Source organism: Mesorhizobium sp. M0011 (assembly GCF_040324155.1).
In the GTDB taxonomy this organism is placed as follows: domain Bacteria; phylum Pseudomonadota; class Alphaproteobacteria; order Rhizobiales; family Rhizobiaceae; genus Mesorhizobium.
Genome location: NZ_JAMYVQ010000004.1, coordinates 274,650 through 297,692, shown reverse-complemented (window position 1 = coordinate 297,692; position 23,043 = coordinate 274,650). Strand labels below are relative to the sequence as shown.

General features: G+C 62.9%; 22 protein-coding genes and 1 riboswitch. Of the genes, 3 read left to right on the top strand and 19 right to left on the bottom strand.

The window, feature by feature from the left end; genetic code table 11:
• Positions 1-430: 430 nt before the first annotated feature.
• The 19 genes from NKK51_RS06995 to NKK51_RS06905 all read right to left on the bottom strand — a co-directional run bounded on the left by NKK51_RS06995 (position 431) and on the right by NKK51_RS06905 (position 19,748).
• Positions 431-715 (bottom strand): DUF1467 family protein, encoded by a 285-nt coding sequence (locus tag NKK51_RS06995; protein WP_023812375.1) that lies wholly within the window; start codon positions 713-715, stop codon positions 431-433.
• Entirely contained in the window at positions 712-1,116 is a 405-nt protein-coding gene (mce, locus tag NKK51_RS06990) for a methylmalonyl-CoA epimerase (RefSeq protein ID WP_128304418.1), read from the bottom strand. Before mce ends, NKK51_RS06995 begins: the two co-directional genes overlap by 4 nt.
• Positions 1,117-1,233: 117 nt before the next feature.
• Entirely contained in the window at positions 1,234-2,904 is a 1,671-nt protein-coding gene (locus NKK51_RS06985; RefSeq protein WP_352551957.1) for a ribonuclease J, read from the bottom strand.
• A 118-nt stretch (positions 2,905-3,022) separates the two neighbouring features.
• Positions 3,023-3,844 (bottom strand): biotin--[acetyl-CoA-carboxylase] ligase, encoded by an 822-nt coding sequence (locus tag NKK51_RS06980; RefSeq protein WP_352551955.1) that lies wholly within the window; start codon positions 3,842-3,844, stop codon positions 3,023-3,025.
• Positions 3,845-3,849: 5 nt separating this feature from the next.
• On the bottom strand, positions 3,850-5,286 hold the full coding sequence (nuoN, locus tag NKK51_RS06975; RefSeq protein WP_352551953.1) for an NADH-quinone oxidoreductase subunit NuoN: 1,437 nt from the start codon (positions 5,284-5,286) through the stop codon (positions 3,850-3,852).
• An 18-nt stretch (positions 5,287-5,304) separates the two neighbouring features.
• Positions 5,305-6,810, bottom strand: a complete 1,506-nt coding sequence (locus NKK51_RS06970; RefSeq protein WP_023812379.1) for an NADH-quinone oxidoreductase subunit M — start codon at positions 6,808-6,810, stop codon at positions 5,305-5,307.
• A complete protein-coding gene (gene nuoL / locus NKK51_RS06965) occupies positions 6,810-8,783 on the bottom strand; it encodes an NADH-quinone oxidoreductase subunit L (RefSeq protein ID WP_352439829.1) in 1,974 nt (657 codons plus the stop codon). The genes NKK51_RS06970 and nuoL overlap by 1 nt, the downstream gene beginning before the upstream one ends.
• Positions 8,784-8,793: 10 nt before the next feature.
• The gene (gene nuoK / locus NKK51_RS06960) at positions 8,794-9,102 is read right to left on the bottom strand and encodes an NADH-quinone oxidoreductase subunit NuoK (protein ID WP_010910101.1); all 309 of its coding nucleotides are present in this window, start codon (positions 9,100-9,102) and stop codon (positions 8,794-8,796) included.
• Between the two features lies 1 nt (position 9,103).
• On the bottom strand, positions 9,104-9,724 hold the full coding sequence (locus tag NKK51_RS06955; RefSeq protein ID WP_023812381.1) for an NADH-quinone oxidoreductase subunit J: 621 nt from the start codon (positions 9,722-9,724) through the stop codon (positions 9,104-9,106).
• A 239-nt stretch (positions 9,725-9,963) separates the two neighbouring features.
• Entirely contained in the window at positions 9,964-10,455 is a 492-nt protein-coding gene (gene nuoI, locus NKK51_RS06950) for an NADH-quinone oxidoreductase subunit NuoI (RefSeq protein WP_023812382.1), read from the bottom strand.
• Positions 10,455-11,498, bottom strand: coding sequence for an NADH-quinone oxidoreductase subunit NuoH (gene nuoH, locus NKK51_RS06945; protein WP_352551951.1), 1,044 nt, complete (start codon positions 11,496-11,498; stop codon positions 10,455-10,457). The genes nuoI and nuoH overlap by 1 nt, the downstream gene beginning before the upstream one ends.
• 2 nt (positions 11,499-11,500) lie before the next feature.
• Positions 11,501-13,582, bottom strand: a complete 2,082-nt coding sequence (nuoG, locus tag NKK51_RS06940) for an NADH-quinone oxidoreductase subunit NuoG (RefSeq protein WP_352551950.1) — start codon at positions 13,580-13,582, stop codon at positions 11,501-11,503.
• 73 nt (positions 13,583-13,655) lie between these two features.
• A complete protein-coding gene (locus NKK51_RS06935) occupies positions 13,656-14,345 on the bottom strand; it encodes a helix-hairpin-helix domain-containing protein (protein WP_352551948.1) in 690 nt (229 codons plus the stop codon).
• A 71-nt stretch (positions 14,346-14,416) separates the two neighbouring features.
• Positions 14,417-15,721 carry an NADH-quinone oxidoreductase subunit NuoF gene (gene nuoF, locus NKK51_RS06930; RefSeq protein ID WP_352551946.1) on the bottom strand — a complete coding sequence of 435 codons (1,305 nt, stop codon included), beginning with the start codon at positions 15,719-15,721 and terminating at the stop codon, positions 14,417-14,419.
• 10 nt (positions 15,722-15,731) lie between these two features.
• Positions 15,732-17,012, bottom strand: coding sequence for an NADH-quinone oxidoreductase subunit E (locus tag NKK51_RS06925; protein ID WP_023812386.1), 1,281 nt, complete (start codon positions 17,010-17,012; stop codon positions 15,732-15,734).
• Complete coding sequence (locus NKK51_RS06920; RefSeq protein WP_127260745.1) at positions 17,013-18,203, bottom strand: NADH-quinone oxidoreductase subunit D; 1,191 nt, start codon at positions 18,201-18,203, stop codon at positions 17,013-17,015. It abuts the gene before it with no gap.
• Positions 18,204-18,806: an NADH-quinone oxidoreductase subunit C gene (locus NKK51_RS06915; RefSeq protein WP_023812388.1), complete on the bottom strand. Its 603-nt coding sequence runs from the start codon at positions 18,804-18,806 to the stop codon at positions 18,204-18,206.
• Between the two features lie 4 nt (positions 18,807-18,810).
• Entirely contained in the window at positions 18,811-19,392 is a 582-nt protein-coding gene (locus NKK51_RS06910) for a NuoB/complex I 20 kDa subunit family protein (protein WP_013531090.1), read from the bottom strand.
• Positions 19,383-19,748, bottom strand: a complete 366-nt coding sequence (locus NKK51_RS06905) for an NADH-quinone oxidoreductase subunit A (RefSeq protein ID WP_010910112.1) — start codon at positions 19,746-19,748, stop codon at positions 19,383-19,385. Before NKK51_RS06905 ends, NKK51_RS06910 begins: the two co-directional genes overlap by 10 nt.
• Positions 19,749-20,079: 331 nt before the next feature.
• Between NKK51_RS06905 and NKK51_RS06900 the strand changes: the two genes are divergently transcribed.
• The 3 genes from NKK51_RS06900 to cobW all read left to right on the top strand — a co-directional run bounded on the left by NKK51_RS06900 (position 20,080) and on the right by cobW (position 23,035).
• On the top strand, positions 20,080-21,279 hold the full coding sequence (locus NKK51_RS06900; protein ID WP_352551944.1) for a winged helix-turn-helix domain-containing protein: 1,200 nt from the start codon (positions 20,080-20,082) through the stop codon (positions 21,277-21,279).
• Positions 21,280-21,309: 30 nt separating this feature from the next.
• Positions 21,310-21,513: riboswitch (cobalamin riboswitch) on the top strand.
• Between the two features lie 38 nt (positions 21,514-21,551).
• Positions 21,552-21,980 carry a DUF1636 family protein gene (locus tag NKK51_RS06895; protein ID WP_352551942.1) on the top strand — a complete coding sequence of 143 codons (429 nt, stop codon included), beginning with the start codon at positions 21,552-21,554 and terminating at the stop codon, positions 21,978-21,980.
• Between the two features lie 2 nt (positions 21,981-21,982).
• Positions 21,983-23,035 carry a cobalamin biosynthesis protein CobW gene (cobW, locus tag NKK51_RS06890; RefSeq protein WP_352551940.1) on the top strand — a complete coding sequence of 351 codons (1,053 nt, stop codon included), beginning with the start codon at positions 21,983-21,985 and terminating at the stop codon, positions 23,033-23,035.
• The last annotated feature ends 8 nt before the right edge of the window (positions 23,036-23,043 follow it).

Here is a 23,043-nt window from a genome sequence, read left to right as displayed (position 1 = left end):
CGCGTCTTGATGATCGTTCGCCAAGCAACGCCTGCCACACTATTGTGCAGTGCAGCACGAGAATGCCCGTTTCAAGGCAAAATTCTTCGTGACATTGTCATTCGCCTTAGGCTAATGTACCTCGATAACCGAGAGGGTAGAAAAAAATCTGCTCTCCTACGCGGTCAAAGTCTTGGGAGGATGCGATCTAGGCGCGGTTACTCGCTGCCGCCGGAAACCGGAAACAGATCGGACGCGTTTAAATTGCAAGGCCTCGTGCCTTGCATTTTTTTTGTGCAATCATCTGCTTAGCGCAACGCGTTGCCAAACCACCTTACCTAGCGTCAGCGCTCGTCCGGCCGCAAAACGGCACGGCATTCCTGTCTGGAACCAAGCTGTTCCGACGGATGAAAACGTCTTTGCCGGACAAATCTTCTTGGGCCGGGACCGGCTATTTGGCTGGGGTTTGGCTGAATTCCGGCACGATGTGCGGGATGTCGTTGAGGCTGTATCCCAGCCCATGCGTCAGGCCATAGAAAATGCCCATCAGGATCGCGGTGGCGATGGTGGTGCGGATCACGGCGCGCAGCATGTGAGGTCCGCGCGGCGCGCTCGGAACCGTGCCAAGCGTCACGTCACGATCGTCGTCCTGCGTCCTCACGCTGAACGGCAGCACAGCGAACAGCACCACCCACCAGGTCGCGAAAAACAGGGCGGTGAACGAAACCCAGCTCATGATTGCTCCAGTTCGATCAGCGTTCCGAAGAAATCCTTCGGATGCAGGAACAGCACCGGCTTGCCGTGCGCGCCGATCTTCGGATTGCCGTCGCCCAGCACGCGGGCGCCGGCGGCCTTGAGCTGATCGCGCGCGGCCAGGATGTCATCGACCTCGTAGCAAAGATGATGCATGCCGCCGGAAGGATTCTTCTCCAGGAAGGCGGCGATCGGCGACCCCTCGCCCAAGGGCTCCAGAAGTTCGATCTTGGTGTTGCCGACATTGACGAACACCACCGTCACCCCATGCTCCGGCAGCGCCTGCGGCGCGGTCACTTCGGCACCCAGCGTGTTGCGATAAGCGGCGACGGCGGCCGCCAGATCCGGCACGGCAAGCGCGACATGGTTGAGACGTCCGAGCATTGGCACTCCCAGGTAAGGGAGTAGGGGAACAAGGGAGTAGGGGAAGACAGATATATCAGCTGCTTGCTCTTCCTACTCCCCTATTCCCCTATTCCCCTATTCCCCTATTCCCTTTCGTCACCTTGTGACGAATACAGTCACCAGCGGCTTCTTGCCCCAGGCTTCGTTGGCGGCGCCGCGCACGGCGCGCCGCACTGCTTCCTGCACCAGGTCGAGGTCTTTTCGGCGCTGACGGGGGATCGAGTCCACCGCGCCGATTGCCGCATCGATCATCAAGTCTTCCAGCGACTCGCCACGGCTATCGGCTTCGGCGACGCCGATGGCGACCAGGTCGGGGTCGCCCGCAAGCTCATATTTGTCATCCAACACGACATTGACCGCCACGTGGCCGGCAAAGGACAGCTTGCGCCGGTCGCGGATGCCCATCGCCTGATCGGTGCCGATCAGTCTGCCATCCTTGTAGATACGGCCGAACGGCACCTGATCCATGATGGTGGCTGGGCCGGGAGCAAGCCTGAGCATGTCGCCGTCGCGCACCTGCGCCACCTGGCCGATGCCCGATGTCGACATCAGCGAGCCCTGCGCCACCAGATGTGCCGCCTCGCCATGCACGGGAACGCCGATCTGCGGGCGCACCCATTCATACATCTTGCGCAATTCGCTGCGCCGCGGATGGCCCGAGACATGCACCAGTGCATCGCCGTCCTCTATGATCTTGACGCCGAGGTCGATGAGACGGTTCTTGATCTCGAGGATCGCCTTCTCGTTGCCGGGAATGGTACGCGAGGAAAACACCACCGTGTCGCCGGCCGTCAGTGACACCGACTTCATCTCTTCGCGCGACAGCTTGGCCAGTGCGGCCAGCGGCTCGCCCTGGCTGCCGGTGCAGATGATGACCAGGTTTTCGCGCGGGATGAAACCAAAATCCTCCTCGGCGATGAACTCCGGCAGACCGTCCATGTAGCCGAGTTCGCCGGCCACATCGATGACCCGCTTCAGCGAACGGCCAAGCACCAGACACTGGCGTCCGGCATCGCGCGCCGCTTTGGCGATCGAGACGATGCGTCCGACATTGGAGGAGAATGTGGTGACGGCGACACGCCCCTTGGCAGCCTGGATGACGCCTTTGAGGCCCTCGCCCACAGCCACTTCCGAAGGCGACTCACCTTCGCGCAGCGCATTGGTCGAATCACAGATCAGCGCCAGAACGCCCTTGTCGCCATAGGCCCGGAAACGCGCCTCGTCGGTCTTCGGCCCGATCGTCGGCTCCGGATCGATCTTCCAGTCACCGGTATGGATGACGGTGCCGGCCGGCGAGGTGATCGCCAGCGACATCGGCTCGGGAATCGAGTGCGCGACCGGAATGGCTTCGATCTCGAACGGGCCGACGGTGAATTTCTCGCCCGCCCGGTAGATCGTCACCGGTATTTTCGGCGCGCCCTGCTCGCCTTGCCGCTTGGCTTCCAGCAGGCCGGCGCTGAACGGCGTCATCCAGACCGGTGCCTTCAGCTTCGGCCATGTGTCGAGCAGCGCGCCGTAATGGTCTTCATGCGCGTGCGTGATGATGATGCCACGCAGATTGGCGAGGTTCTCCTCGATGAAGCGCGTGTCGGGCAGCACCAGGTCGACGCCCGGCAGGCTGGCATCGGGGAAGGTCACTCCGACATCGATGACGATCCATTCGCGCGCATTGGGCGGCCCGTAGCCGTAAAGAGCGAAGTTCATGCCGATCTCGCCGACGCCGCCGAGCGGCACGAAGACGAGTTCGGCGGTTTCCGCTTTCGCCATGATTTTTCCCTTCCTGGCCCTCAGGCCAAGCCCAAAAAGCAATTCCGGGAAAAGTGTGTAACGGTTTTCCCACCGGAGTTGCGCAAAAACAAACAGTTAGAACCGTTCATGAACGGCCCTATGCCCTGGCCGAAGCGACCGCGCCGAAATGCACATCGCCGGCGGCGATCGTCCGAACCGAACCTTCATCGTCGCGGATCACGAAACGGCAGTCCTCGTCAATGGTCTCGAACACCCCACGCACCACATTACCGTCAATTCTGACAGCAACCTCGCCGCCGAGCCCCGCAGCACGATCAAGCCACCGACGCCTGACGGCGGCAAGTCCGCGCCCCTCGTCCCACAACCGGGCATTCTCGCTCCAGGCATCCGACAGCGCCAGGAAAAGTGTTTCCGCATCGCATGCCGCGCCCAGCGCGCTGAGTGATGTTGCGGGATAGGGCAAATCCTCGGGGTATGCCACCACATTGACGCCGATTCCGACCGCCACCCCGAAACGGCCGCCTTCCAGGATTGCCGATTCCAGCAGGATGCCGGCCAGCTTGGCGCCGGAGGCAAGCACGTCGTTCGGCCATTTCAGTTCGAAACGGTTTTTCCCTTCGCTGCCACCGTCGAGGCCGATGGCGATCCGGCCCTTCGGCACCACGGCATCGAGAGCATCGGCCAGCGCCAGCCCGGCGACGAAGCCCAGCGTCGCGGCAAGGCGAAGCTCTGCCTTGGTGATGACGAGCAGCGTCGCCGCGAGGTTGCCTTCGGGGGTTGCCCAGACGCGGCCGCGCCGGCCACGCCCGCTTTCCTGTTTCTTGGAAACGACCCACAATTTGCCGGGGTCGCCTGCCCTTGCGTGGTCCAGTGCCAGCGCATTGGTGGAGCCGACGCTCTCATGCGCCTCGAGCCGGAACCCATCCGACGCCGAGGTTGGAGCCAGCCGAAATGCCATGCCGACTAGAAAAACGTCTTGGCGGCGGCTTCGGCATAGGTGCCGATCGGCCCGCCGATCAGCACGTAGAACAGCACGAAGGCGCCGGAGACGCCGAGCACGACACGCAATTCCGTCGCCATCGGCACGAAACCGCCGACCGGTTCGTCGAACCACATGATCTTGATGATGCGCAAATAGTAATAGGCGCCCACCACCGAGGCCAGCACGCCGATGATCGCCAACGCATAGAGATTGGCGTTGATGGCGGCGAGGAAGACGTACCATTTCCCCCAGAAGCCGGCGAGCGGCGGGATGCCGGCCAGCGAGAACATCAGGATGGTCAGGATCGTCGCCATGATCGGATTGGTCGACGACAGGCCGGCCAGCTCGCTGATCTGCTCGACATTGCCTTCCTTGCGCCGCATGGCGAGGATGAAGGCGAAGGTGCCGAGCGTCATCACCAGATAGATCAGCATGTAGATGGCAACGCCGCGCACGCCAGCCTGGCTGTTGGCGGCAAGGCCGACCAGCGCATAGCCCATATGGCCGATCGAGGAATAGGCCATCAGCCGCTTGATGTTGGTCTGGCCGATGGCGGCGAAAGCACCAAGCGCCATCGAGGCGATCGAGATGAAGACGATGATCTGCTGCCAGTCGGAGGCGATCGGCTTGAACGCACCCATGGTGACGCGCACCATCAGCGCCATCGCCGCCATCTTCGGTGCTGCCGCCAAAAAGGCCGTCACCGGTGTCGGCGCGCCCTCATAGACATCTGGCGTCCACATGTGGAACGGCACCGCCGAGATCTTGAAGGCCAGGCCGGCCAGCACGAAGACGAGGCCGAAAACGAGACCGAGCTGGCGCTCGCCGCTGCCGAGCGCAGAAGCGATCTCCTGGAAGCCGGTGTTGCCGGTGTAGCCGTAGACCAGGCTGATGCCATAGAGCAGCATGCCCGACGACAGCGCGCCGAGGACGAAATATTTGAGGCCTGCTTCGGTCGAGCGCAGATTGTCGCGATTGATCGCGCACAGCACATAGATCGCCAGCGACTGCAGCTCGAGGCCGAGATAGAGGCCGATCATGCTGTTGGCCGAGATCATCAGCATCATGCCGAGCGTGCAGAGCAGGATCAGCACCGGATATTCGAACTTGTCGAAGCGTTCAGCCTTGGCGAAGCGCATCGACATCACCAGCGTCACCGCCGAACCGATCAGCGCCAGCACCTTCATGAAGCGGCCGAAGGAATCCTGGATGAAGGCATTGCCGTAAGCGCTGCCCTGCCCGGTCCGGAAGATCAGCCAGGCGCCCGCGATCGCCAGAACGGCAACCGCAAGGCCGGTTACCGTGTTGGCCGTGTTGGCGCGCGAATAGGCTCCGACCATCAGCAGCGCCAGCGCGCCGACGGCAAGGATCAGCTCTGGCGTCGAGAGCGACAGGCTGGAGAGAAGGTCCGGCGTCATGGTTCGCAAAACCTCTGGTCAGTTCGCCGCCGCGGTCTGCGCGGCGCCGATGGATGCAGTGACATTGGTGACGAGCGACTTGACCGATTCGGCCGTCGCGTCGAAGACCGGGGCGGGATAGACGCCGAAGAAGATGACCAGCACGACCAGCGGATAGATGATCACCTTCTCGCGCGGCGACAGATCGAGCAGGCCCTTCAGGCTCTCCTTGGTCAGTGCGCCGAAGATCACCCGGCGGTAGAGCCAGAGCGCGTAGGCGGCCGACAGGATGACGCCGGTGGCGGCGAAGAACGCCACCCAGGTGTTGACCCGGAACACGCCCAGCATGGTCAGGAACTCGCCGACGAAGCCGCTGGTACCGGGCAGGCCGACATTGGCCATGGTGAAGATCAGGAACACCGTGGCGTATTTCGGCATGTTGTTGACCAGGCCGCCATAGGCGGCGATCTCACGTGTGTGCATGCGGTCGTAGATGACGCCGACGCACAGGAACAGCGCGCCGGAGACGAGGCCGTGGCTGAGCATCTGGAAAATCGCGCCCTGCACGCCTTCCTGGTTCATGGCGAAGATGCCCATGGTGACGAAGCCCATATGAGCAACCGACGAATAGGCGATCAGCTTCTTCATGTCTTCCTGCATCAGCGCCACCAGCGAGGTGTAGATGATGGCGACGACGGACAGCGCGAAGACCAGCGGCGCGAACATTTCCGACGCCAGCGGGAACATCGGCAAGGAGAATCGCAGGAAGCCATACCCCCCCATCTTCAACAGGATGCCGGCCAGGATGACGGAGCCCGCCGTCGGCGCCTCGACGTGCGCATCGGGCAGCCAGGTGTGCACCGGCCACATTGGCATCTTCACCGCGAAGGAGGCGAAGAAGGCAAGCCATAGCCAGGTCTGCATGTTGGCCGGGAAGTTGTGGGTCAGCAGCGTCGGGATGTCGGTTGTGCCGGACTGGAAGAACATCGCCATGATGGCGAGCAGCATCAGCACCGAGCCGGCGAGCGTGTAGAGGAAGAACTTGAACGAGGCGTAGACGCGCCGCTTGCCGCCCCAGACGCCGATGATGATGAACATCGGGATCAGGCCGGCTTCGAAGAAGACGTAGAACAGCACGATGTCCAGCGCGCAGAACACGCCGATCATCAGCGTTTCGAGCAGCAGGAAGGCAATCATGTAGGCCTTCACGCGCTTCTCGATCGATTCCCACGACGCCAGGATGCACAGCGGCATCAGGAACGTCGTCAGGATGACGAACAGCATCGAGATGCCGTCGACGCCCATATGGTAGGAAATGCCGGAGTCGAGCCACGCGACCTTCTCGACGAATTGGAAGCCGGACTGCGAATTGTCGAATCCGGTCCAGATGAACAGCGAGATGATGAACGTGAACGTCGTCGTCAACAGCGCGATGGAGCGGATGTTGCGGCGTGCATTTTCGCTGTCGTCATTGATGAACAGGATAAGCAGCACACCAACCAGCGGCAGGAAGGTGACCAGCGAGAGGATTGGCCAGGCGGTCATCAGAGCATCATCCAGGTGACGAGTGCGGCAACGCCGATCAGCATGGCGAAGGCGTAGTGGTAGAGATAGCCGGTCTGCAGCTTGACGACGCGGTCGGTGACATCGACGACGCGCGCCGAAATGCCATCCGGGCCGAGGCCGTCGATGATGGTGCCGTCGCCGGTCTTCCACAGGAAATGACCGAGGCGCTTGGCGGGCCGCACGAACAGGAAGTCGTAGAGCTCGTCGAAATACCACTTGTTGAGCAGGAAGGCGTACAGCCCGCGATGCTGCGCGGCCAGGTTGACCGGCATTTCCGGCGAGCGGATGTAGAATTTCCACGCCAGCGCGAAGCCGATCAGCATGGCGATGAATGGCGACAGTTCGACCCACAGCGGCAATTCGTGGATGTCGTGCAGGATGTGGTTGTCAGGCAGCGTGAACAGCGACGCCTTCCAGAACTCGGCATAGCCCTCGCCGATGAAGGCGCCGTGGAAGATGACGCCGGCAAACAGTGCGCCAGCGGCCAGGATGAACAGCGGCACCAGCATCACCGGCGGCGATTCATGGACATGGTGCATCACCTCATGGCTCGCCCGCGGCTTGCCGTGGAAGGTCATGAAGATCAGCCGCCAGGAGTAGAAGGAGGTGAAGCAGGCGGCGATGACCAAAAGCACGAAGGCCATGCCGGCAACCGAATTGTGGCCGGCAAAGGCGCTCTCGATGATCGCGTCCTTGGAGAAGAAGCCGGCGGTGCCGATGACCGTCACCGGAATGCCGACGCCGGTTAGCGCCAGCGTGCCGATCACCATCATCCAGTAGGTGGTCGGGATCAGTTTCCTGAGGCCGCCCATCTTGCGCATGTCCTGCTCGTCGGACACGGCATGGATGACCGAGCCCGAGCCGAGGAACAGCAGCGCCTTGAAGAAGGCATGCGTGAACAGGTGGAAGATCGCCGCGCCATAGGCGCCGACGCCGAGTGCGACGAACATGTAGCCGAGCTGCGAGCAGGTCGAGTAGGCGATGACGCGCTTGATGTCGTTCTGGACGAGACCGACCGTCGCCGCGAAGAAGGCGGTGAAGGCACCGATGAAGGTCACGACAGTCAGCGCCGAATGCGAGAGTTCGAACAGCGGAGACAGCCGTGCCAGCATGAACACGCCGGCCGTCACCATGGTGGCGGCATGGATCAGCGCGGAAACCGGTGTCGGGCCTTCCATGGCATCCGGCAGCCAAGTGTGCAACGGCACTTGCGCCGACTTGCCCATGGCGCCCATGAACAGCAGCAGGCAGACGATCGTCATGGCCGCCTGCTTGTCCAGCGCATAGCCGAGGAAGGTCAGCACCGCGGCGCCGTGCGGGGCGCCTTCGGCCGGAATGAACGTTGCCGCATTGGCGAAGATGGTGCCCAGATTGACCGAGCCGAACAGCACGAACACGCCGAAGATGCCGAGTGCGAAGCCGAAATCGCCGACGCGGTTGACGACAAAGGCCTTGATTGCCGCGGCATTGGCCGACGGCTTCTTGTACCAGAAGCCGATCAGCAGGTAGGACGCCAGCCCCACGCCTTCCCAGCCAAAGAACATCTGCACGAGGTTGTCCGCCGTCACCAGCATCAGCATGGCGAAGGTGAACAGCGACAGATAGGCGAAGAAGCGCGGCCGGTTCGGATCGTGGTGCATGTAGCCGATCGAATAGATGTGGACCAGCGCCGAGACGGTGTTGACCACCACCAGCATGACCACCGTCAGCGTGTCGATCCGGAGCGCCCAGGACGCTTCCAGCCCACCCGACTGTATCCAGCGCAGCACCGGCACGGTGAACACCTCGCCATGGCCGAAACCGATGGTGAAGAACGCGACCCACGACAGCACGGCCGCGATCACCAGGAAACCGGAGGTGATGTATTCGGACGCCTTGGCGCCGAGCGACGTGCCGAACAGGCCGACGATCAGGAAGCCGAGCAGGGGAAGGAAGACGATGGCCTGATACATGGTGGTTCCGTCAACCCTTCATCATGTTCACGTCTTCGACCGCGATCGAGCCGCGGTTGCGGAAGAAGACGACGAGAATGGCAAGTCCGATGGCGGCCTCGGCCGCCGCGACCGTCAGCACGAACAGCGCGAACACCTGGCCGACCAGATCGCCCAGCGCCGCCGAAAAGGCGACGAAATTGATGTTGACCGCCAGCAGGATCAGTTCGACCGACATCAGGATGACGATGACGTTCTTGCGGTTCAGGAAGATGCCGAACACGCCGAGCGTGAACAGAACAGCCGATACGGTCAGATAATGTGCGATGCCGACAACCATCTCAGAGTCCCTCGCCTGTCTTGACCTTGCGGATTTCCATGCCGGTCGCCGGCGTGCGGCCGACCTGGGCCGCGATCGACTGCCGCTTGACGCCCGGCTTATGGCGCAGCGTCAGCACGATGGCGCCAATCATGGCGACCAACAGGATGAGGCCCGAAATCTGGAAGTAGTAGAGGTAGTCGGTATAGAGGATGTCGCCGAGCGCGGCGGTGTTGGTCCGCGTGGCGAGATCCGGAATGGGCTTGGAGACCGTCGAAGCGAGCTGCGGCGCGAACGTATAGCCGCCGAGAACGACGATCAGCTCCGCCGCCAGGATCAGCCCGACCAGCGCGCCGATCGGCGCATATTGCAGGGCGCCTTCCTTCATCTCGGCGAAATCGACGTCGAGCATCATGACGACGAACAGAAACAGCACCATCACCGCGCCGACATAGACGACGAGCAGGATCATCGCCAGGAACTCGGCCCCGGTCAGCATGAACAGGCCGGCGGCGTTGAAAAAGGTCAGGATCAGGAACAGCACCGAATGCACGGGGTTGCGCGACGAAATGACCATGAACGCCGACGCCACCGCGACAAAGGCGAAGAGGTAGAAAAAGGCCGCCTCTAGTCCACTCAACATTGGGGATCCCCCGGGTTCCTGTACGAACAGGACGCTCGTCCTGTTTGTTGTCTCTGGCCTGGTTCCGCCTCCGGTTCCAAAGCCGCGTTGTCCTAGCCCATGTTCCGATCGGGTTGAAAGGCCCGATCGAAAGAAACATGGGCCACTCTGTATTCCGGAGCATGATCTGGTCCGAAAAGTCCGCAACTTTTCGGGATCATCCTCTGGACGAGGCCCCTGCCCCGCCCATGCGTCAAATATCAGCGGTAGGGCGAGTCCAGCGAGATGTTGCGCGCCAGTTCGCGCTCCCACCGGTCGCCATTCGCCAACAGCTTGTCCTTGTCGTAGTAGAGTTCCTCGCGCGTCTCCGTCGCGAACTCGAAATTCGGCCCCTCGACGATGGCGTCGACCGGGCAGGCTTCCTGGCAGAAGCCGCAATAGATGCACTTCACCATGTCGATGTCGTAGCGAACCGTGCGGCGCGTGCCGTCATTGCGGCGCGGGCCGGCCTCGATGGTGATGGCCTGCGCCGGGCAGATCGCCTCGCACAATTTGCAGGCGATGCAGCGTTCCTCGCCATTGGGATAGCGGCGCAACGCATGCTCGCCGCGGAAGCGCGGACTGGTCGGCCCCTTCTCGTGCGGATAATTGATCGTCTCTTTCGGCGCGAAGAACTGGCGCATCGACAGGAAGAAAGCGCTGACGAAATCCTGCAGCAGCAGCGATTTGGCGGCTTGGGAAAGAGCGGACATCACGCAAACCCCGTGATCTTGAGGAAGGCCGCGGTGGCGACCACCATGAACAGCGAGATCGGCAGGAACACTTTCCAGCCAAGCCGCATCAATTGGTCGTAGCGGTAGCGCGGCACGAAGGCCTTCACCATGGAGATGCCGAAGAACACGAAGCAGACTTTCAGCACGAACCAGATGACGCCCGGCACCCAGGTGAACGGCGCGAAGTCGAACGGAGGCAGCCAGCCGCCGAGGAACAGGATGGTGGCCAGCGCGCACATCAGCACGATGGCGACATACTCGCCGAGGAAGAACAAAAGGAACGGCGTCGACGAGTACTCGACCATGTGGCCGGCGACCAGTTCCGATTCGGCTTCCACCAGATCGAAAGGCGGCCGGTTCGTCTCGGCCAGCGCCGAGATGAAGAAGATGATGAACATCGGGAACAGCGCCAGCCAGTTCCAGTCGAGGAACGTATTGGGCAGGCCAAGCCGCGTACCAATTCCATCATGCTGCGACAGCACGATATCGGTGAGGTTGAGCGAGCCGGCGGTGAGCAGAACAGTGACGATGACGAAGCCGATCGAGACTTCGTAGGACACCATTTGTGCCGCCGAACGCAGCGCGCCGAGGAACGGATATTTCGAGTTGGAGGCCCAGCCGCCCATGATCACGCCATAGACCTCGAGCGAGGAGATGGCGAAGACATAGAGGATGCCGACATTGACGTTGGCGATCGCCCAGCCCTGATCGACCGGGATGACCGCCCAGGCCGAGATCGCCAACACGGCCGACACCAGCGGCGCCAAAAGGAACACGCCCTTGTTGGCGCCTGACGGGATCACCGGTTCCTTGAAGACGAATTTCAGCAGATCGGCGAAGGCCTGCAGCGTGCCCCAGGGGCCGACGACGTTCGGGCCACGGCGCAACTGCACCGCCGCCCAGATCTTGCGGTCGGCGTAGAGGATATAGGCGACGAAGATCAAAAGCACGACGATCAGCACGACCGACTTCAACAGGATCAGCAGCGCCGGCAGCACGTAGAAGGAGAAGAAAGTGTCCATGCTTATTCCGCCGCCTGCTTGAAGCCGCTCTTGGCCAGTGCCGAGCATTCCGCCATCACGGCCGATGCCCGCGCGATCGGGTTGGTCAGGTAGAAATCCGTCACCGGCGAGGTGAAGGCGCCCTTGTTCAGCCGCCCGCCGAGCTTCGCCACCCCAGCGATGTCCTCGGCATTGCCGGCCGCAACCTGGTCGATACGGGCCAGATGCGGGTATTCGCCATAGAGCTTGGCGCGCAGTTGCGGCAGCGAATCGAACGGCAGTTTCTTGCCCAGCACATCCGACAGTGCCCGCAGGATCGCCCAGTCCTCGCGCGCCTCGCCCGGCGCGAAGCCGGCGCGGTTGGTCTGCTGCACACGCCCTTCGGTGTTGACATAGGTGGCCGACTTTTCCGTGTAGGCGGCCGCCGGCAGGATGACATTGGCGCGGTGCGCGCCCTGATCGCCATGCGTGCCGATATAGACGACGAAGGCGCCGCCGGTCTTGGCCATGTCGATCTCGTCGGCGCCGAGCAGGAACAGGAGCTCCATTTCGCCCAGCATGCCGGCAACGTTTCTGCCGCCCTCGCCCGGCACGAAGCCGAGATCGAGACCGCCGACGCGCCCGGCCGCATTGTGCAGCACGGCAAAGCCGTTCCAATCCGCGCGGGCAGCGTTGACGGCGGCGGCGAGCTTGGCCGCCTGACCGAGCACGGCCGCGCCATCGGCGCGCGCCAGCGCGCCCTGGCCGACGATGATCAGCGGATGCGTCGCCTTCTTCAGCACCTGGAAGAACTTGCCATTGCCGTCAGCCAAATCCTTCAGCGAATCCGGTCCGGCGCCCAGCTGTTCGTAGTCGTAGCGTGTGTCGCCGACATCGCCGATGACGCCAACCGGCAGATTGCCGGTCCGCCAGCGCTTGCGGATACGGGCGTTGAGCACCGAGGCTTCATAGCGCGGGTTGGCGCCGATGATCAGCACCGCGTCGGCCTGCTCGATGCCTTCGATGGTCGGGTTGAAGATGTAGCTCGCCCGGCCCAGCGCCGGATCGAGTGCGGCACCATCCTGGCGGCAATCGGTATTCTTCGAGCCAAGCGAAGCCATCAGCAGCTTGAGCGCGTAGATTTCCTCAACCGCGGCAAGATCGCCCGATATGGCGCCGATCTTTTCGGGCGCCGTCTTCGACACCGCGTCCTTGATCGCAGCGAAGGCCTCGGCCCAGCTGGCGGCAACCAGCCTGCCGTCCTTGCGCACATAGGGGCGGTCGAGACGCTGCGTGCGCAGGCCGTCCCAGATGAAGCGGGTCTTGTCGGAGATCCACTCCTCGTTCACCGCCTCGTTGACGCGCGGCAGGATCCGCATCACTTCGCGGCCCCGGCTATCGACGCGAATCGCCGAGCCGACCGCATCCATCACGTCGATGGATTCGGTCTTGGTCAGCTCCCACGGTCGCGCCTGGAAGGCGAATGGCTTCGAGGTCAGCGCGCCGACCGGGCAAAGGTCGATGACATTGCCCTGCAGCTCCGAGGTCATCGCCTGTTCGAGATAGGTGGTGATCTCTGCATCCTCGCCACGGCCGATCAGGCCCAGTTCGGAAATGCCGGCGACTTCGGTGGTGAAGCGGACGCAGCGCGTGCAGTGGATGCAGCGATTCATCACCGTCTTGACCAGCGGTCCGATGTATTTGTCTTCGACCGCGCGCTTGTTCTCGTGATAGCGCGAGGAATCGACGCCGAAGGCCATCGCCTGGTCCTGCAGGTCGCATTCGCCGCCCTGGTCGCAGATCGGGCAATCCAGCGGATGGTTGATCAGCAGGAACTCCATCACGCCTTCCCGGGCCTTCTTGACCATCGGCGTGTTGGTGAAGATTTCCGGCGCCTCGCCATTCGGGCCGGGACGCAGGTCGCGCACATTCATGGCGCAGGAGGCCTGCGGCTTGGGCGGCCCGCCCTTCACCTCGATCAGGCACATGCGGCAATTGCCGGCGATCGACAGCCGCTCATGGAAGCAGAAGCGCGGCACTTCCGCGCCAGCGTCTTCAGCCGCCTGCAGCAGCGTGTAGTGGTCGGGTACAGTGATCTCTTTCCCGTCGACCTTGAGCTTTGCCATTCGCCTCAAACCCCTGCGGAGTTCCCGCAATCTCTTTTTCCGGACGCGGTCGAGACCACGTCGGGCACTTCATTCACTTCTTGACGGCGAGCGCCGCCGCTTGGGCTGTCCAATCGTCGCGGCCGATGCGGCCGCCGAGCGACAGATAGTCCTCGACCCAGGCAACCTCTTGCGGCGTCCATGCCGCGATCTGGGCATACGTCCAGATGCCGAGGCCGTTGAGAACCTTTTCCAGCTTCGGCCCGATGCCCGAGATGGCCTTGAGATCCGCCGGTTTGGCCGGCTTCTCCATGGCGTTGGGCTGCCTGAAATCCTCGGGCATCAGCGCATCGCCGGCGCCGCTTGTCGCCGGAGCGGCATTCGCGGCCGGCACGGCAGTGGCGGCTTCCTTGGCGGCAATATCGGTGACCTCCCTGGCGAAGGACTGCGCCTCGGCAATCATGCTTTTCGCCGTCGCCCGTGCCTTGGTGGAGGAAGGACTTGGATCTTCGAACTGCGCGACGCGCGCCTCGAAATCATCGACGATCGGCTGCAGCAGCCGCTGCGAGGCTTCTGCCGCACCTGAAAGCGCGCCCAGCCAGACGCCGAAAGCATGGTTGGCGAGCCCGAGGCCAAGCGCCGACATCGCCGCCGCACCCGCCACGGGATGCACGAAAAGGTTGACGGCGCTGGCCATCTCCTTCGGCATCATCCTGGTCAAGTCCTGGTTCATCTTCTCGATCTGGTCCAAATTGGGCATCAGCGGGTTCGAATACGGCGCCATAGAGTTCTCCTGGTCGTTTCTTCGTTCGCCCCGCCCTTCGCTGCGGACTTTCGTCCGCGTAAAACGTTCTTCTATTCCGCCGCCACCATCACAGGCTCGGTCCGGTGCGCATTGCGCGAAAACTCGTCGATGCGCCGCTCCACTTCGCCGCGGAAATGCCGCATCAGGCCCTGGATCGGCCATGCCGCCGCGTCGCCCAGCGCGCAGATCGTGTGGCCCTCGATCTGCTTGGTGACGTCGAGCAGCATATCGATCTCGCGCTTCTGCGCCTCGCCGCGCACCAGCCGTTCCATCACCCGCCACATCCAGCCGGTGCCTTCGCGGCATGGCGTGCACTGGCCGCAGCTCTCGTGCTTGTAGAAGTAGGAAAGCCGCGCGATCGCCTTCACGACATCGGTCGACTTGTCCATGACGATGACAGCCGCGGTTCCAAGGCCGGATTTGAGGTCGCGCAAGGCGTCGAAATCCATTGGCGCGTCGATGATCTGCTCGGCCGGCACCAGCGGCACCGAGGCGCCGCCCGGTATGACCGCCAAAAGATTGTCCCAGCCGCCACGAATGCCGCCGCAATGCGTCTCGATGAGCTCGCGGAACGGGATCGACATCGCCTCCTCGACCGTGCACGGATTGTTGACGTGGCCGGAGATGCAAAACAGCTTGGTGCCGACATTGTTGGGTCGGCCGAAGGACGAGAACCAGGCCGCACCGCGGCGCAGGATGGTCGGCGCAACCGCGATCGATTCGACATTGTTGACCGTGGTCGGGCAGCCATAGAGGCCGACATTGGCAGGGAATGGCGGCTTCAGCCGGGGCTGGCCCTTCTTGCCTTCGAGGCTTTCGAGGAGCGCTGTCTCCTCGCCGCAGATATAGGCGCCGGCGCCGTGGTGCATGTAGATGTCGAAATCGTAGCCGGACGTGTTGTTCTTGCCGATCAGCTTGGCCTCATAGGCTTCCTCGATCGCGCGCTGCAGCGCCTCGCGCTCGCGGATGAACTCACCGCGCACATAGATGTAGGCGGCAATCGCGCCCATGGCGAAACCGGCAAGCAGCGCGCCCTCGACCAGCGTGTGCGGGTCGTTGCGCAGGATGTCGCGGTCCTTGCAAGTGCCGGGCTCGGATTCGTCGGCGTTGATGACGAGATAGCTCGGCCGGCCGTCGCTCTGCTTGGGCATGAACGACCATTTGAGCCCGGTCGGGAAGCCTGCGCCGCCGCGGCCGCGCAGGCCCGACGCCTTCATCTCGTTGACGATCCACTCGCGCCCCTTGGCAACGATGCCGGGCGTGTTGTCCCAGGCGCCGCGCGCCATCGCGCCGGCCAGCGATTTGTCGAACAGGCCGTAGATATTGGTGAAGATGCGGTCTTTGTCCTGAAGCATTTTTCGTCCCTCAGACCGGCTTCTTGCCGAAGACGCGGATGTATTCGGCCACGCCACCCTTGGCGAGCGCCTTGGCCTGCTTGACCCAGTCGTCGCGATCGATGCGGCCCTGGAAAGAGAGATAGCCATCCACCCACTCGCGTTCGGCCTTCTTCCACGACGCGACCTGCGCGAAGGTAAAAATGCCCAGCGTATGCAGGATGCCCTCGATCTTGGGGCCGACGCCGGAGATCAGCTTCAGGTCATCGACCTGTACCGGTTTATCGATGCCGGCCGGACGGTTCTTGTCCTCGAGCGACGGTTTGGCCGGCTTGGCTGCCGGTACCTTGACCTCCGGCGCCTTGAAGGCGGATGCCGGCTCGGCCTTGGTTATTGGACCGTTGCGCTGCTTGGAAACCTGCTCGACCTTGGAGTCTGCCTTGTTGGCATTGGCGGCCGAATGCAGTGGGGCGGCAACGCTCGCCGCCTTTTCAACCGTCGGCGCGACCTTGGTTTTTGAAGGCGTCTTCAATGCCGGGCTGGTTTCAGGGGCGTCGGTCTTCGGCTTGCTGGTGTTGGACGGCGCGACAGGGGCCGCAGCCGGTGCCGGCACGGGCCCTGCGATGATCGCGTCGGGCGCCGCCCTGGCAGCCCTGGCCGCTTCCCTGGCTTCCCTTTCACGGGTCGACTTGAGGATCGCCTTTTCGCTCTTCAGCGTGGTGAGGCCGGAGGCCGGCTCCGAGCCGGTACGGCCGTTCTGCGGCCCCGGTTCCACCGAAGCACCCTTGCCGGCGTCATAAAGATCGATGATTTCAGCCAGGCGTTCCGGCGTCAGATCCTCGAACGTGTCCTTGAAGATCATGACCATCGGCGCGTTGACGCAGGCGCCAAGGCATTCGACCTCTTCCCAGGACAAGGTGCCTTTGTCGTTGGCGTGGAACTGGTCGTGATGGATCCTGGAGCGGCAGACATCCATCAGCGCTTCCGAACCGCGCAGCATGCAGGGCGTGGTGCCGCAGACCTGGATATGCGCACGCGTGCCGACCGGATTCAGCTGGTACTGCGTGTAGAAGGTCGCGACCTCGAGCCCGCGGATACGCGGCATGCCGAGCATGTCGGAGATCGTCTCGATCGCCGCCTTCGTCACCCAGCCTTCCTGCTCCTGCGCTATCATCAGCAAGGGAATGATGGCCGACTGTTCGCGACCCTTCGGATATTTCTTGATCCATTGCTTCGCCGCGGCCGCATTCGCCCGGTTGAAGGCGAAGGAGGCTGGCTGGACGCTGGCTTCTGCGAGACGGCGGACTGACATTTAGCGATCGACCTCACCAAACACGATGTCGAGGGAGCCGAGAACGGCGGTGACGTCGGCCAGCATGTGGCCGCGGCAGAGGAAATCCATCGCCTGCAGATGCGCGAACCCCGGCGCGCGCAGCTTGCAGCGGTAGGGCTTGTTGGAGCCGTCGGAAACCAGATAGACGCCGAATTCGCCCTTCGGCGCCTCGACCGCGGCGTAAACCTCGCCGGCTGGCACGCGATAACCCTCGGTGTAGAGCTTGAAGTGATGGATCAGCGCTTCCATCGAGCGCTTCATCGCCTGGCGCTTGGGCGGCACCACCTTGCCGTCGAGGTTCGACACCGGGCCGGTGCTTTCCTTGCCGAGCAAGAGATCGACGCACTGGCGCATGATCTTCGCCGACTGGCGCATTTCTTCCATGCGCACGAGGTAGCGGTCAAAGCAGTCGCCGTTCTTGCCGATCGGAATGTCGAAATCCATTTCCGAATAGCATTCATAGGGCTGCGACTTGCGCAGGTCCCAGGCTGCACCCGAGCCACGCACCATCACGCCCGAAAAACCCCAGGCCCAGGCATCCGCCAGCGAGACGATGCCGATATCGACATTGCGCTGCTTGAAGATGCGGTTGCCGGTCAGCAACTGATCGAGGTCGTCGATCGACTTCAGGAACGGGTCGATCCACTTGCCGATGTCCTCGACCAGCTTCTGCGGCAGGTCCTGATGGACGCCGCCGGGACGGAAATAGGCGGCATGCATGCGCGAACCGGAGGCGCGCTCATAGAACACCATCAGCTTTTCGCGCTCGACGAAGCCCCACAGCGGCGGCGTCAGCGCGCCGACGTCCATAGCCTGCGTCGTCACATTGAGGATGTGCGACATGATGCGGCCGATTTCGCAATAGAGCACGCGGATCAGCTGCCCGCGCTTCGGCACTTCGATGCCGAGCAGGCGCTCGGCGGCGAGCGCGAAGGCGTGCTCCTGGTTCATCGGCGCGCAATAGTCGAGCCGGTCGAGATAAGGGATCGCCTGCAAATAGGTTTTGGCTTCGATCAGCTTTTCGGTACCGCGATGCAAGAGCCCGATATGCGGATCGACGCGATCGACGACTTCGCCGTCCAGCTCCAGCACAAGGCGCAAAACGCCGTGCGCCGCAGGGTGTTGCGGGCCGAAATTGATGTTGAAGTTGCGGACCGAGGTTTCAGCCATTTACTGCTTTGCCTTCTCGTCCCCGGGCAGCACGTAATCGGTGCCTTCCCAAGGGGAAAGAAAATCGAAATTGCGGAATTCCTGCTTGAGCTCGACCGGCTCGTAGATGACGCGCTTGGCCTCGTCGTCGTAACGCACCTCGACGAATCCGGTCAGCGGGAAATCCTTGCGTAGCGGATGGCCTTCGAAACCGTAGTCGGTCAGCAGGCGGCGCAGATCCGGGTGGCCGGAGAACAGCACGCCGTAGAGATCGTAGGTCTCGCGCTCGAACCAGTCGGCACCGGGAAACACGCCGGTGATCGACGGCACCATCGTCTCCTCGTCGGCCAGAACCTTGACGCGGACGCGCACATTCTGCTTCGGCGACAGGAGATGATAGACGACGTCGAAGCGCTTGGCCCGCGACGGATAGTCGGCGCCGCAGACATCGATGATCGAGATGAACTGGCAGCGCGCATCGTCGCGCAGGAAGGTCATGACCTCGACCAGGTCGCGCGGCTCTACATGAACGGTAAGCTCGCCATAGGCAATCGCCGCTTCGTTCACGCGGCCGATCAGCTTCTCGCCGAGATAGGTCGACAGTTCGCTCAGGGATGCGGTCATGGATTTACCGTTCGATCGTGCCGGTGCGGCGGATCTTCTTCTGCAGCAGAAGAATGCCGTAGAGCAGCGCTTCGGCGCTCGGCGGACAGCCGGGCACATAGATGTCGACCGGCACGATGCGGTCGCAGCCGCGCACCACCGAATAGGAATAGTGGTAGTAGCCACCGCCATTGGCGCAGGAGCCCATCGAGATGACGTAACGCGGTTCCGGCATCTGGTCGTAGACCTTGCGCAGCGCCGGCGCCATCTTGTTGGTCAGCGTGCCGGCGACGATCATGATGTCGGACTGGCGCGGGGACGCGCGCGGCGCGACGCCGAACCGCTCCGAATCATAGCGCGGCATCGAGGTGTGGATCATCTCGACCGCGCAGCAAGCGAGGCCGAACGTCATGAACATCAGCGACCCGCTGCGCGCCCAGGTGATGAGCGCCTCGGTCGAAGTGACCAAAAAGCCCTTGTCGGCCAACTCATTGTTGATCTCGAGGAAGAAGGGATCGTCCTCCCCCACCGGCCTGCCGGTGTTGGGGTCGATAATACCCTTGGGCTTCGGCGCGACGAGGGTGCCTGAACTGTCGTTCAATCCCATTCCAGCGCTCCTTTTTTCCATTCATAGGCAAAGCCGATGGTCAGCACCGCCAAAAACACCATCATCGACCAGAAACCGAGCATGCCGATCTTCGAAAACGACACCGCCCACGGAAACAGGAAGGCCACTTCCAGGTCGAAGATGATGAACAGGATCGACACCAGGTAGAAACGGATGTCGAACTTCATGCGCGCGTCGTCGAACGAGTTGAAACCGCACTCATAGGCGGAAAGCTTTTCGGGATCTGGATTGCGGTAGGCCACCAGAAAGGGCGCGGCCAGCAGCGCCAGGCCGACAACCAGCGCCACGCCTATGAACAGGACGATGGGCAGGTATGAGCTCAAGAGTGCGTTCATGCTCGGCTTTCCGTTGGCGCCAATCCACTTTGATTACAGCACCGGACCCTAATGCGGAAGCGTGACAGTTTAACCGCTGAACCGTTTTAAGGGCCTATGCTGCAACGCGGCGAGGGTTAGCGCAGCACTTCCAGCGAAGCAAGTCAAACCTTGTTCAAAACACCGACCTGGACGGCATATCGCGGCAAACTGGTCCGATCCGCTCCTGTTTGATTTCCTGCGCCTATTACTCCACTTTTCTCTCCTGACATGGATGCCGCCAAAACCCTGCTAGCATGGGTTGGAATCAGCCTTTCGACCCTCGGTCAAAACACTTCAAAGTGATGCCTGCATGAAGGAAAAGATCTCGCTCCCCACGGCCCGTCGCATCGCGCTTGCCGCCCAGGGGTTCCTCGATCCCCGCCCGACCGGTACGCCCGACCGCCGGCATTTTGCCCGCACCCTCTCCCGCACCGGCCTGCTGCAGATCGATTCCGTCAGCGCCGTGGTGCGCGCTCATTATATGCCGCTCTATTCGCGCCTTGGCCCCTACCCGTTCTCGCTGCTCGACAACGCGGCCGTGACGCGCAAGCGCACTGTTTTCGAATACTGGGCGCACGAGGCCTCCTTCCTGCCGGTCGAGACATACCCGCTGATGCGCTGGCGCATGCAGCGCGCCGAGCGCGGCGAGGAAATGTATCTGGGGCTCGCCAAATGGGGCCGCGAGCACGCCGGCTACATCGAAGAGATCTACCGCCAGGTCGCCGAGCGCGGCCCGATCGCCGCTTCCGCGCTGGAGGGCCAGAAAGGCTCGGGCGGCTGGTGGGGCTGGAGCCATGCCAAGCACGCCTTCGAATGGCTGTTCTGGGCCGGCCGCATCACCACGGCGCACCGTCGCGGGTTCGAGCGTTTCTATGATCTGCCCGAGCGCGTGCTGCCGCAGGCGGTCCTCGACCTTCCAGTGCCGACGCCTGAGGACGCGCACCGCGAATTGCTGCGCATTTCCGCCCGCGCCCACGGCGTGGCGACTTCAGGCGATTTGCGCGATTATTTCCGGCTGTCGCCCGCCGACATGAAAGGCCGGCTGGAGGAGCTCGTCGAAACAGGCGAGTTGATGCCGGTGCGTGTCGAAGGCTGGGACAAGCCGGCCTATCTTCACCGGGACGCCCGCCAGCCGCGCAAAGTCGAGGCCCGCGCCCTGCTGGCACCCTTCGATCCGGTCGTCTTCGAGCGTTCGCGCACCGAGCGGCTGTTCGACTTCCACTACCGCATCGAGATCTACACGCCGGCCGACAAGCGGCAATACGGCTATTATGTCCTGCCGTTCCTGCTCGGCGACAGGATCGTGGCACGCGTCGACCTCAAGGCCGATCGCCCGGCCAGCATACTGCGCGTCCATGCGGCCTATGCGGAGCCCGGTGCACCGCCTGAAACCGCTGCAGAGCTGTTCGAGGAATTGAAGCAGATGCAGGGCTGGCTCGGTCTCGAACGCATCGAAGTGACGCCTGCCGGGGATTTGGGGCCGGCGCTGGCCGACATCGCCGTGTCGTAAGCTCGCGTTGACACCGCCGCCCGCAAAAGCCTAAATCCGGTTCCAGATGGTCCCTTGCCCGCAACGGCAAGGGCTAAGAGGGAATGCGGTGCGGGGCAAAATCCCAAATCCGCGGCTGTCCCCGCAACTGTAAGCGAAGAGCCAAGGCCGAAAGCCACTGGGGAGTTCCCGGGAAGGCGGCTACCAAGGCGATGACCCGCGAGCCAGGAGACCTGCCGTCTGCGACTTTAGAATCCGATCGCCCGGCGGGTTTCCGGGCAAGGAGCACGATCTTGGACCACGACAGCAGTTTTTCGGCTGGCACAGCGGATATCTCGTCCGGCCATGATGATGCCTTGGCCGGCGTCACCATCATCGTCTGCGCCTCCTGCCGCGATGAGACCGGCGCCGACGCTCATCCCCGCGCCGGCGAATTGCTGGCGGACGACACGCGCCGCGCCGCATCTGGCGACGACATCCGCATCCGCAGCGTCGAATGCCTCGGCAATTGCAAGCGCCGCCTCAGCGCCGCCATCCTGCGCGACGGTTGCTGGAGCTATGTCTTCGGCGACCTGACAGCGACCAGCGGCGCCGACCTCATCACGGGTGCCAAGCTTTTCGCCACCTCGATCGACGGTCTGATCCCGTGGCGTGGCCGTCCCGATAGCCTGAAGCGCGGCCTCGTTGCCCGCATCCCTCCCCTAGACCTGCTGAAGGATTGACCATGACTGCCCCAGATTCGCCTGCGAACCTCTCCCGCGTTCCCTGCACCGTCGTCACCGGCTTCCTCGGCGCCGGCAAGACGACGCTGGTCCGTCACCTCCTGGAAAACGCCGGCGGCAAGCGCATTGCCATCATCGTCAACGAATTCGGCGACATCGGCATCGACGGCGAGATCCTCAAGGGCTGCGGCATAGACACCTGCCCGGAGGAAAATATCGTCGAACTGGCCAATGGCTGCATCTGCTGCACCGTCGCCGACGATTTCGTCCCGGCGCTCGACAAGATCCTCGCGCTGACGCCGAGGGTCGACCACATCCTGATCGAGACTTCGGGCCTGGCGCTGCCCAAGCCGCTGGTCCAGGCCTTTCAATGGCCGAGCGTGAAGAGCCGCGTCACAGTCGACGGCGTCATCGCCGTGGTCGACGGGCCGGCACTGGCCGAAGGCCGCGTCGCCAACGACATGAATGCCTTGCAGGCGCAGCGCGCCGGGGACGAGACGCTCGACCATGACGATCCGGTGGAAGAAGTGTTCGAGGATCAGATCGCCTGCGCCGACCTGATCATCCTGTCGAAGAGCGACCTGATGGACGCCGCCGGCACCGCCCGCGCCAACGCCATCATCAACGAACATTCCGCCCGCGCGGTGAAGATCGTGCCGACGTCGCATGGCAAGGTCGATCCCTCCGTGCTGCTCGGTCTCGGTCTCGCCGTCGAGGACGACATCGAAAACCGCAAGTCCCACCATGACGGCGCATTCGACCATGAGCATGACGACTTCGACACCTTCATCGTCGACATTGCCTCGATCGCCAATCCGGACGAGTTGGCAAAGCGCGTCGCCACCGTCGCCGAAGAAGAGAACGTGCTGCGCGTAAAAGGCTTCGTCGAGGTCGGCGGCAAGCCCATGCGGCTCTTGCTGCAGGCCGTCGGGCCGCGCGTCAATCATTACTATGACCGCGCCTGGACCGCGCAGGACGACCGCCGCTCGCGTCTCGTCGTCATCGGCCTGAAGGGGCTGAACCGCCCGGCGATCGAGCGTATACTCGCCGGCTGATCTCGGAC

Bases quoted from the DNA above. Each gene is read 5' to 3' on its own strand.
- NKK51_RS06995 (WP_023812375.1), bottom strand. From the start codon at position 715: ATGAGCTGGGTTTCGTTCACCGCCCTGTTTTTCGCGACCTGGTGGGTG.
- mce (WP_128304418.1), bottom strand. From the start codon at position 1,116: ATGCTCGGACGTCTCAACCATGTCGCGCTTGCCGTGCCGGATCTGGCG.
- NKK51_RS06985 (WP_352551957.1), bottom strand. From the start codon at position 2,904: ATGGCGAAAGCGGAAACCGCCGAACTCGTCTTCGTGCCGCTCGGCGGC.
- NKK51_RS06980 (WP_352551955.1), bottom strand. From the start codon at position 3,844: ATGGCATTTCGGCTGGCTCCAACCTCGGCGTCGGATGGGTTCCGGCTC.
- nuoN (WP_352551953.1), bottom strand. From the start codon at position 5,286: ATGACGCCGGACCTTCTCTCCAGCCTGTCGCTCTCGACGCCAGAGCTG.
- NKK51_RS06970 (WP_023812379.1), bottom strand. From the start codon at position 6,810: ATGACCGCCTGGCCAATCCTCTCGCTGGTCACCTTCCTGCCGCTGGTT.
- nuoL (WP_352439829.1), bottom strand. From the start codon at position 8,783: ATGTATCAGGCCATCGTCTTCCTTCCCCTGCTCGGCTTCCTGATCGTC.
- nuoK (WP_010910101.1), bottom strand. From the start codon at position 9,102: ATGGTTGTCGGCATCGCACATTATCTGACCGTATCGGCTGTTCTGTTC.
- NKK51_RS06955 (WP_023812381.1), bottom strand. From the start codon at position 9,724: ATGTTGAGTGGACTAGAGGCGGCCTTTTTCTACCTCTTCGCCTTTGTC.
- nuoI (WP_023812382.1), bottom strand. From the start codon at position 10,455: ATGTCCGCTCTTTCCCAAGCCGCCAAATCGCTGCTGCTGCAGGATTTC.
- nuoH (WP_352551951.1), bottom strand. From the start codon at position 11,498: ATGGACACTTTCTTCTCCTTCTACGTGCTGCCGGCGCTGCTGATCCTG.
- nuoG (WP_352551950.1), bottom strand. From the start codon at position 13,582: ATGGCAAAGCTCAAGGTCGACGGGAAAGAGATCACTGTACCCGACCAC.
- NKK51_RS06935 (WP_352551948.1), bottom strand. From the start codon at position 14,345: ATGGCGCCGTATTCGAACCCGCTGATGCCCAATTTGGACCAGATCGAG.
- nuoF (WP_352551946.1), bottom strand. From the start codon at position 15,721: ATGCTTCAGGACAAAGACCGCATCTTCACCAATATCTACGGCCTGTTC.
- NKK51_RS06925 (WP_023812386.1), bottom strand. From the start codon at position 17,012: ATGTCAGTCCGCCGTCTCGCAGAAGCCAGCGTCCAGCCAGCCTCCTTC.
- NKK51_RS06920 (WP_127260745.1), bottom strand. From the start codon at position 18,203: ATGGCTGAAACCTCGGTCCGCAACTTCAACATCAATTTCGGCCCGCAA.
- NKK51_RS06915 (WP_023812388.1), bottom strand. From the start codon at position 18,806: ATGACCGCATCCCTGAGCGAACTGTCGACCTATCTCGGCGAGAAGCTG.
- NKK51_RS06910 (WP_013531090.1), bottom strand. From the start codon at position 19,392: ATGGGATTGAACGACAGTTCAGGCACCCTCGTCGCGCCGAAGCCCAAG.
- NKK51_RS06905 (WP_010910112.1), bottom strand. From the start codon at position 19,748: ATGAACGCACTCTTGAGCTCATACCTGCCCATCGTCCTGTTCATAGGC.
- NKK51_RS06900 (WP_352551944.1), top strand. From the start codon at position 20,080: ATGAAGGAAAAGATCTCGCTCCCCACGGCCCGTCGCATCGCGCTTGCC.
- cobW (WP_352551940.1), top strand. From the start codon at position 21,983: ATGACTGCCCCAGATTCGCCTGCGAACCTCTCCCGCGTTCCCTGCACC.